Origin of the sequence: Micromonospora sp. WMMA2032, from assembly GCF_002688545.1 — a bacterium.
GTDB classification, from domain to species: domain Bacteria; phylum Actinomycetota; class Actinomycetes; order Mycobacteriales; family Micromonosporaceae; genus Micromonospora; species Micromonospora sediminicola.
Genome location: NZ_CP024052.1, coordinates 5,590,170 through 5,597,500, shown reverse-complemented (window position 1 = coordinate 5,597,500; position 7,331 = coordinate 5,590,170). Strand labels below are relative to the sequence as shown.

The following is a 7,331-nucleotide window of genomic DNA, read 5'->3' as shown; positions in this document are numbered from 1 at the left end:
GGCCGGCGCCGCTCTCGCAGCCACCCGCCCGGCTCCCTGCCGGCTTTCGCACTCTACCCGGTCGGCTTCGCATTCGCAACCCCGTGTTCCCGGAGTGTCGAGCACCGCCCGAATCCTCAGTCTGGCTCGGCGTTCCCGCCACCAGCCTGGCGCCCGCTCTCGGCCGGTTTGCCCCGGCCTCCCGCGTGCAGAGAGAAAGTTACGCGGACCGCCCCGGGAAGGCAAATCAATGATCGTGACTACCCCGCGCGCGGTCGCCGGATTCCGACCCGGCGGAGGGATCCGCGTAGGGACCTGCCGTGCCAGAGTGGTCGGCATGGCTGACCTGACCCGGCACCCGGTGCTCGCCGAAGAGGCTCTGCTCGGGCTCCTGCTGCCGTTCTGGCAGTTGGTGATCGGCGCCTTCGTCCTCGCCGTGCTGCTGCTGTCGGTGGGCCGCCTGATCCGGCGGGGGCCGTCGCGGATGACCACCGCCCTCCTGATCTGCGCGGCGGCGATCGCCGGCTTCACGGTGGTGGGCGTGCTCCTGGGGAGCTGACCGTTCAGAGCCGGCGGTTCGCGAGGCTCGGCAGCTCGGCGCGGATCGTCCGCAGCCGGTCCAGGTCCAGCTCGGTGACCGCCAGCCCGGGGCCGTCCGGAACCTGGCTCAGCACCGTCCCCCACGGGTCCACCACCATGCTGCGCCCGAAGCACGTCCGCCCGGGGTCGTGGTCACCGGTCTGGCCGGCCGCCGCCACGAAGCACTGGTTCTCGATCGCCCGGGCCCGGAGCAGCACCTCCCAGTGGTCCCGCCCGGTGTGCGCCATGAACGCCGCCGGCACGACCAGCAGCTCGGCCCGGCCGTCGGCGGCGAGCAGCCGGTAGAGCTCGGGGAACCGGAGGTCGTAACAGACGGACAGACCGACCCGGAGTCCCTCGACGTCGACGACGACCGGCTTCTCCCCCGGCGCGACCGTGGCCGACTCCTGGTAGGACACCCGACCGGGGATCTCCACGTCGTACAGGTGAATCTTGCGGTAGGCGGCGGCGAGCACGCCCTCGCGGTCGAAGACCAGCGAGGTGTTCCAGGTGTGTTCCGGATCCGGCCCGGCCTCGTGGAACGAGCCGGCGATCACCCACATGCCGAGCCGTCGGGCAGCCTCGGCGAAGAACCGCCCCACCGTGCCGTCCACCGGCTCGGCCGGTGGCATCCGGTCGGCGTGGCCGAGGTAGTCCACGTACTCCGGCAGGACGGCGAGGTCGGCGCCGGCCGCCGCGGCCCGGACCAGCAGGGCCTCGGCGGCGGCGAGGTTCGCCGCCCGGTCGTCGCGGGCGTTGAGCTGGCAGACGGCGACGCGCATGACCCCGAGGGTACGGGGGCAGGCGGATGGGCGACAGGGCTCAGACGCTGGCCAGCACGAGCGCGGCGGCGGCGAATCCGAGCCCGGCCAGCTGCACCGGCCGCAGCCGTTCCCGGTCCACGGCGAGCGCCAGCAGGACCGTGCTCGCGGGGTAGAGCGAGGCGATCGCGGCCACCACGCTGAGGTGCCCCCGACCGGCGGCGGCGAGGAAGAGCGCGTTCGCCGCGGAGTCGAGCAGGCCGGCGGCGGCCGCCCAGCCGAGCACCCGCCGGCCGAGTCCCAGGCGGGCGCCGGTGCGGGCGACGAGCGCGAGGCCGAAGGCGATCGAGCTGACGCGTACCGCCAGCACCGGCCACATGCCGGCGCTCTCGTCGGCCTGGCCGAGCAGGGCGAAGAAGATGCCGAAGAGCAGACCGGCGGCGAGGGCGGTCCCGATCACCCGGCCGGAGAGGCGGCCGGCGCCACCCCGCTCCCCCAGGCTGACGAGCGCGATGGCCACCACGGCGAGCCCGGCACCGCCCAACGCCAGGGTGCCCGGGGAGTGGGCCAGGAGCAGGCCCGCGACGATCGGCACGACCGCGGCGGTGATCGCGGTGACCGGTGCCACGACCGCCATGACGCCGGTGGCCAACGCGCGGTAGAGCAGCATGACGCCGGCGGCGCCGGCCACCCCTGCGAGCAGGCCCCAGGCCAGGTCGAGCGGCAGCGGTCTGCCGGGCACGACGAGCACGAGAACGAGCAGCAGCGGCAGGCTGAGCAGCTGCGAGACGACGGTCACGGCGATCGGGTGGGCGTGCCGGGACGCCTTGCCCCCGGAGAAGTCGGCCGTGCCGAACGCGATCGCGGACACCGCGGCGAGCACAATGGGAAGCACCCGACAGTCGTACCATAATATTGACCGCGAAGGACAGTGTGATGACCGATACCGGCGGACGCGTGAGCGCGGTGACCTCCGCGGTCGCCCGACAGGTACGCGAACTGCGGGCCGCCCGGGGTTGGTCCTTCGACGAGCTGGCCGGCCGGTCCGGCGTCAGCAAGGGCATGCTCGTGCAGATCGAGGGCGCCCGGACCAACCCGAGCATCGGCACCCTCTGCCGGGTGGCCGACGCGTTCGGCGTCAACATCGCCCGGTTGCTGGAGCCGGCGGAGGAGAAGGCGGTACGGGTCACCACGGCGGACGAGGCGCCGGTGCTGTGGCGCGGCGCGCACGGCGGCACCGCGCAGCTGCTCAGCGGCATCGGCGAACCCGACCTGGTGGAACTCTGGGACTGGCGGATGCGGCCCGGTGAGGAGTTGCGTTCCGCCGACCACGCGCACGGCACCCGCGAGGTCCTGTACGTGCTGGACGGCGCCGTCACGGTCACCGTCGACGGCGCCGACCACGAGGTACGCGTCGGCCAGACGGTGGAGTTCCACGCCGACCGGGAGCACGGCTACCGCGCCGCCGGCGACGAACCGGTACGCCTCGTGATGGTGGTGGTCACCCCGTCGGGCGAGTGGGACCGGCGGACCCGGTCACGCGGACCGCGCCCGAGCTGACCCGGGCGCGGTCGCGACGGCGGTCAGGCCGACTTCTCCTCGCGGTCCCGCCGGCGCCGGCCGGTGAACTCGCGGGGCACGATCGTCGGGTTGACGTTCTCCAGGACGACCTCGCGGGTGATCAGCACTCGGGCGGCGTCGGGGTTGCTCGGCACCTCGTACATCACGGAGAGGAGCACCTCTTCCATGATCGCCCGCAGGCCGCGGGCGCCGGTGCCGCGGAGCATGGCCTGGTCGGCGATGGCCTCCAGCGCCGGCTGCTCGAACTCCAGCTCGACGCCGTCCAGCTCGAACAGGCGCTGGTATTGCCGGACCAGGGCATTGCGCGGCTCGGTGAGGATCTTCACCAGGGCGCCCCGGTCGAGGCTGCGCACGTTGGTGATCACCGGGAGCCGGCCGATGAACTCGGGGATCAGCCCGAACTTCAACATGTCTTCCGGCATGACCTGGCTGAAGATGTCGTCGGTGGACCGCTCCGACACCGACCGGAGTCGGGCGCCGAAGCCGGTGCCGCCGGAGCCGGTGCGGGCCTCGATGATCTGGTCGAGGCCGGCGAACGCGCCACCGCAGATGAACAGCACGTTCGTGGTGTCGATCTGGATGAACTCCTGGTGCGGGTGCTTCCGGCCGCCCTGGGGCGGCACGTTGGCGACCGTGCCCTCCAGCATCTTGAGCAGCGCCTGCTGCACGCCCTCGCCGGAGACGTCGCGCGTGATCGACGGGTTCTCCGACTTGCGGGCGATCTTGTCGACCTCGTCGATGTAGATGATGCCGGTCTCGGCGCGCTTGATGTCGTAGTCGGCGGCCTGGATCAGCTTGAGGAGGATGTTCTCCACGTCCTCGCCGACGTAGCCCGCCTCGGTGAGCGCGGTGGCGTCGGCGATCGCGAACGGGACGTTGAGCATCCGGGCCAGCGTCTGCGCCAGGTGGGTCTTACCGCAGCCGGTCGGGCCGAGCAGCATGATGTTGGACTTGGCCAGTTCGACGCCGTCGCTGCCCGAGCCGGGCGCGCCGGCGGCCTCCGCCTGGATCCGCTTGTAGTGGTTGTAGACCGCGACGGCGAGCGCCTTCTTGGCCTGCTCCTGGCCGACGACGTAGTTGTCGAGGAACTGGCAGATCTCCATCGGCTTGGGAAGCTCTTCCCACTTCACCTCGCCGGACTCGGCCAGCTCCTCCTCGATGATCTCGTTACAGAGATCGATGCACTCGTCGCAGATGTAGACGCCGGGGCCCGCGATGAGTTTCTTGACCTGCTTCTGGGACTTGCCACAGAAGGAGCACTTCAGTAGGTCGCCGCCGTCACCGATCCGTGCCACCTACGTTCTCCCTGCACTCATCGGCCGGAGCGCCGGCCCTGACCTGCGAGCGCCCGAGGCGCTCGTCCGTCCTGTCGTTCCACCATGCTGTCGGCTCCACCCGATCCGACCCGCGGAGCGGTACAGACCCGACGTTACCCGGTGGCCGGGTTTTCTCCGACCCCCAAAACGGGTGTGTCAGAGGTCGGCCGGGAACGATGCCCCGACCGACCTCCGACCCCGCGTCGCTCAGCCCGCGGCGTGGGACGCCAGCAGACCCTTCTTGCGGCTGGTCAGGATCGTGTCGACCAGCCCGTACTCCTTGGACTCCTCGGCCGTCATGATCTTGTCACGGTCGATGTCCTTGCGAACCTGCTCGATCGGGCGGTTGCAGTGCCGGGACAGCATGTCCTCCAGCTGCGTCCGCATCCGCAGGATCTCCCGCGCCTGGATCTCGATGTCCGAGCCCTGCCCGTAGCCGCCCTCGGTGGCCGGCTGGTGGATGATGATCCGGGAGTTCGGCAGCGCCATCCGCTTGCCCGGGGTGCCCGCGGAGAGCAGCACCGCCGCCGCGCTGGCCGCCTGCCCGAGGCAGACGGTCTGGATGTCGGGGCGGACGTACTGCATGGTGTCGTAGATCGCCGTCATGGCGGTGAAGGAACCGCCGGGCGAGTTGATGTACATGATGATGTCGCGGTCCGGGTCGGTGCCCTCCAGCGTCAGCAGCTGGGCCATCACGTCGTTGGCCGACGCGTCGTCCACCTGGACGCCGAGGAAGATGATCCGGTCCTCGAAGAGCTTGTTGTACGGGTTGGACTCCTTCATCCCGTACGACGTGCGCTCGACGAACGACGGCAGCACGTAGCGGTTGTGCACGGCCGCGAACTGGGGCGGCAGGCTCAGGTCGGTCATCGTCAGCTCCTCGCTCAGCTCAGGGTCCCGGCGCCATCCGGAACCTGGGCGGCTCCGATGATCACCTTGTCGATGAAGCCGTAGTCCATGGCCTCCTGGGCGGTGAACCAACGGTCGCGGTCCGAGTCGGCCTCGATCTGCTCCTGGGACTGGCCGGTGTGGTGCGCGACCCGCTCCTGGAACATCCGCTTGGTGTAGAGCATCTGCTCGGCCTGGATCGCGATGTCCGACGCGGTGCCGCCGAGGCCGCCGGAGGGCTGGTGCATCATGATCCGCGCGTGCGGCAGGGCGTAGCGCTTGCCCTTGGTGCCCGCGCAGAGCAGGAGCTGGCCCATCGAGGCGGCCATGCCCATGGCCACCGTCGACACGTCGTTGTCGATGTACTGCATCGTGTCGTAGATCGCCATGCCGGAGTAGACCGAGCCACCCGGCGAGTTGATCCAGAGGAAGATGTCGCGGTCCGGGTCCTCCGCCGCGAGCAGCAGCAGCTGCGCGCAGATGCGGTTGGCCACCTGGTCGTTCACCTCGCTGCCCAGGAAGATGATCCGTTCCTTGAGCAACCGGTTGTAGACCGAGTCGTCGAGGTTGCCAATGGAGTCGCCACCGCGGGCCTCGATCGCCCGGAGCGACTTCTTGGGGATGTGCATGTCGGTCATGGCAGCCCTTCGCTCTCCGTACCGTCCTACCCGACACTAACCGCTCTGCCGGGAGGCGTACTCCCGGTCGGGGCACTGTTCGCTCTCAGCGCAGTCACCCGCTCGGCGTACCCCGGAAAGGGTTTCGGCCGCCGCCCGGCGCGCAACGCGGGACGACGGCCGACGCCCTGACGATCAGTGCTGGTGGTCGTGCTCGGCCTCGTTCTGGGCCCGCAGCGCGTCGAGGGAGACCTCGTTGCCCGCCGCGTCCTTGATCGTGATCTTCTCCATCACCGCGGCGAGCGCCTTGCCCCGGCGGACGTCACCGAAGACGGCCGCGGCGGCGCCGGAGCGGACCAGCTGGTCGTAGTACTGCTGGGGAGCCATGCCGGCACGCTGGGCGCGGTGCACGATCTCGTGCCCGAACTCGTCGTCGGAGACCTGCACGTCCTCGGCGTCGGCCAGGGTGTCCAGCAGGAGCTGGATCTTGACGCCGTCGGTCGCCGCCTCGGTCAGCTCGGCGTCGATCTGCTCCTCGGTCTTCTCCTCGGCGGCGAGGTATTCCTCCAGGGAGGCGCCGATGCGCTCGAGCTGGTCGACCATCGCGGCCTTGCGGCTCTCGACCTCTTCCTTGACGACACCCTCCGGCGCCGGCACCTCGGCGGCGGCGACCATCTGCTCGAGGGCCTTGTCGCGGGCGGCGTAGATCTGCTCGACCTGCTTGCCCCGGGTGACCCGCTCCCGCAGGTCGCCGCGCAGCTCCTCGATGGTGTCGAACTCACTGGCCATCTGCGCGAAGTCGTCGTCGAGCTCGGGGAGCTCCTTCTCCTTCACCGTGCGGACGGTCACCGCCACGTCGGCGTCGCGGCCGGCGTAGTCGCCGCCGACGAGCTGGGTGGTGAAGGTGGTGCTCTCGCCGGCGGCCAGGCCGACCAGCGCCTCGTCCAGACCCGGCAGCAGCTGCTTGCTGCCCACCTCGTGCGAGATGTTGCTCGCCGAGCCGCCCGGCACCTCCTCGCCGTCGACCGTGGCGTTCAGGTCGATCTGCACGAAGTCGCCCTCCTGGGCGGCCCGCTCGACGGTCTTCAGCGTGGCGAAGCGCTCGCGCAGGCTGTTGACCTGGTCGTCGATCTCGCTGTCGGCGATCTCGATCTCGTCGACGGTCACCTCGATGGTGGCCGGGTCCGGCAGCGTGATCTCCGGACGGACGTCGACCTCGGCGGTGAAGTTGAGCGAGTCACCGTCGTTGAACTCGGTGATGTCCACCTCGGGGCGGCCGAGCGTCTTGAGGTCGTGCTCGCGGACCGCGGCGAGGATGTTCTGCGGGATGGCCTCCTGGATCGCCTCGTTGAGGACGGTCCCCCGGCCCACCCGCTGGTCGATCACCGCGCTGGGAACCTTGCCCCGGCGGAAGCCGGGAACCTGGACCTGCTGGCCGATCTCCCGGTACGCCTTCTTGAGGCTCGGCTCGAGCTCGACGAACGGCACCTCGATGGCGAGCCGCACGCGCGTCGGGCTCAGAGTCTCGACGGTGCTCTTCACAGGCGTACTCCTTGACGGATCTGGGTGTTGAGTCTGGGGCGTGATTGCGCGCATCGAGTGTAGGCGAG

8 protein-coding genes are annotated in these 7,331 nt (G+C 70.4%); 2 read left to right on the top strand and 6 right to left on the bottom strand.

Features of this window, described 5'->3' with window-relative positions; all coding sequences use genetic code 11:
* The first annotated feature begins 316 nt into the window (after positions 1 to 316).
* A complete protein-coding gene (locus CO540_RS26035; RefSeq protein ID WP_099164944.1) occupies positions 317 to 538 on the top strand; it encodes a hypothetical protein in 222 nt (73 codons plus the stop codon).
* Positions 539 to 542: 4 nt separating this feature from the next.
* Here the strand turns inward: CO540_RS26035 and CO540_RS26030 are convergent, their stop codons facing one another.
* Entirely contained in the window at positions 543 to 1,340 is a 798-nt protein-coding gene (locus CO540_RS26030) for a carbon-nitrogen hydrolase family protein (protein WP_099163993.1), read from the bottom strand.
* Positions 1,341 to 1,380: 40 nt separating this feature from the next.
* Positions 1,381 to 2,214, bottom strand: a complete 834-nt coding sequence (locus tag CO540_RS26025) for an EamA family transporter (protein WP_099163992.1) — start codon at positions 2,212 to 2,214, stop codon at positions 1,381 to 1,383.
* A gap of 41 nt (positions 2,215 to 2,255) precedes the next feature.
* Here CO540_RS26025 and CO540_RS26020 point away from each other — a divergent pair, with 41 nt between their 5' ends.
* Complete coding sequence (locus CO540_RS26020) at positions 2,256 to 2,879, top strand: helix-turn-helix domain-containing protein (protein ID WP_099163991.1); 624 nt, start codon at positions 2,256 to 2,258, stop codon at positions 2,877 to 2,879.
* Positions 2,880 to 2,902: 23 nt separating this feature from the next.
* Here the strand turns inward: CO540_RS26020 and clpX are convergent, their stop codons facing one another.
* From clpX to tig, 4 genes are all read right to left on the bottom strand, one after another.
* Positions 2,903 to 4,195, bottom strand: coding sequence for an ATP-dependent Clp protease ATP-binding subunit ClpX (clpX, locus tag CO540_RS26015; protein ID WP_089158259.1), 1,293 nt, complete (start codon positions 4,193 to 4,195; stop codon positions 2,903 to 2,905).
* Between the two features lie 228 nt (positions 4,196 to 4,423).
* Positions 4,424 to 5,086, bottom strand: coding sequence for an ATP-dependent Clp protease proteolytic subunit (locus CO540_RS26010; protein ID WP_013288034.1), 663 nt, complete (start codon positions 5,084 to 5,086; stop codon positions 4,424 to 4,426).
* Between the two features lie 14 nt (positions 5,087 to 5,100).
* Positions 5,101 to 5,742 carry an ATP-dependent Clp protease proteolytic subunit gene (locus CO540_RS26005; RefSeq protein ID WP_091571833.1) on the bottom strand — a complete coding sequence of 214 codons (642 nt, stop codon included), beginning with the start codon at positions 5,740 to 5,742 and terminating at the stop codon, positions 5,101 to 5,103.
* 174 nt (positions 5,743 to 5,916) lie between these two features.
* Complete coding sequence (gene tig, locus CO540_RS26000; RefSeq protein WP_157779179.1) at positions 5,917 to 7,263, bottom strand: trigger factor; 1,347 nt, start codon at positions 7,261 to 7,263, stop codon at positions 5,917 to 5,919.
* Positions 7,264 to 7,331: the final 68 nt, after the last annotated feature.

Bases quoted from the DNA above. Each gene is read 5' to 3' on its own strand.
- CO540_RS26005 (WP_091571833.1), bottom strand. From the start codon at position 5,742: ATGACCGACATGCACATCCCCAAGAAGTCGCTCCGGGCGATCGAGGCC.
- CO540_RS26035 (WP_099164944.1), top strand. From the start codon at position 317: ATGGCTGACCTGACCCGGCACCCGGTGCTCGCCGAAGAGGCTCTGCTC.
- CO540_RS26020 (WP_099163991.1), top strand. From the start codon at position 2,256: ATGACCGATACCGGCGGACGCGTGAGCGCGGTGACCTCCGCGGTCGCC.
- CO540_RS26030 (WP_099163993.1), bottom strand. From the start codon at position 1,340: ATGCGCGTCGCCGTCTGCCAGCTCAACGCCCGCGACGACCGGGCGGCG.
- CO540_RS26010 (WP_013288034.1), bottom strand. From the start codon at position 5,086: ATGACCGACCTGAGCCTGCCGCCCCAGTTCGCGGCCGTGCACAACCGC.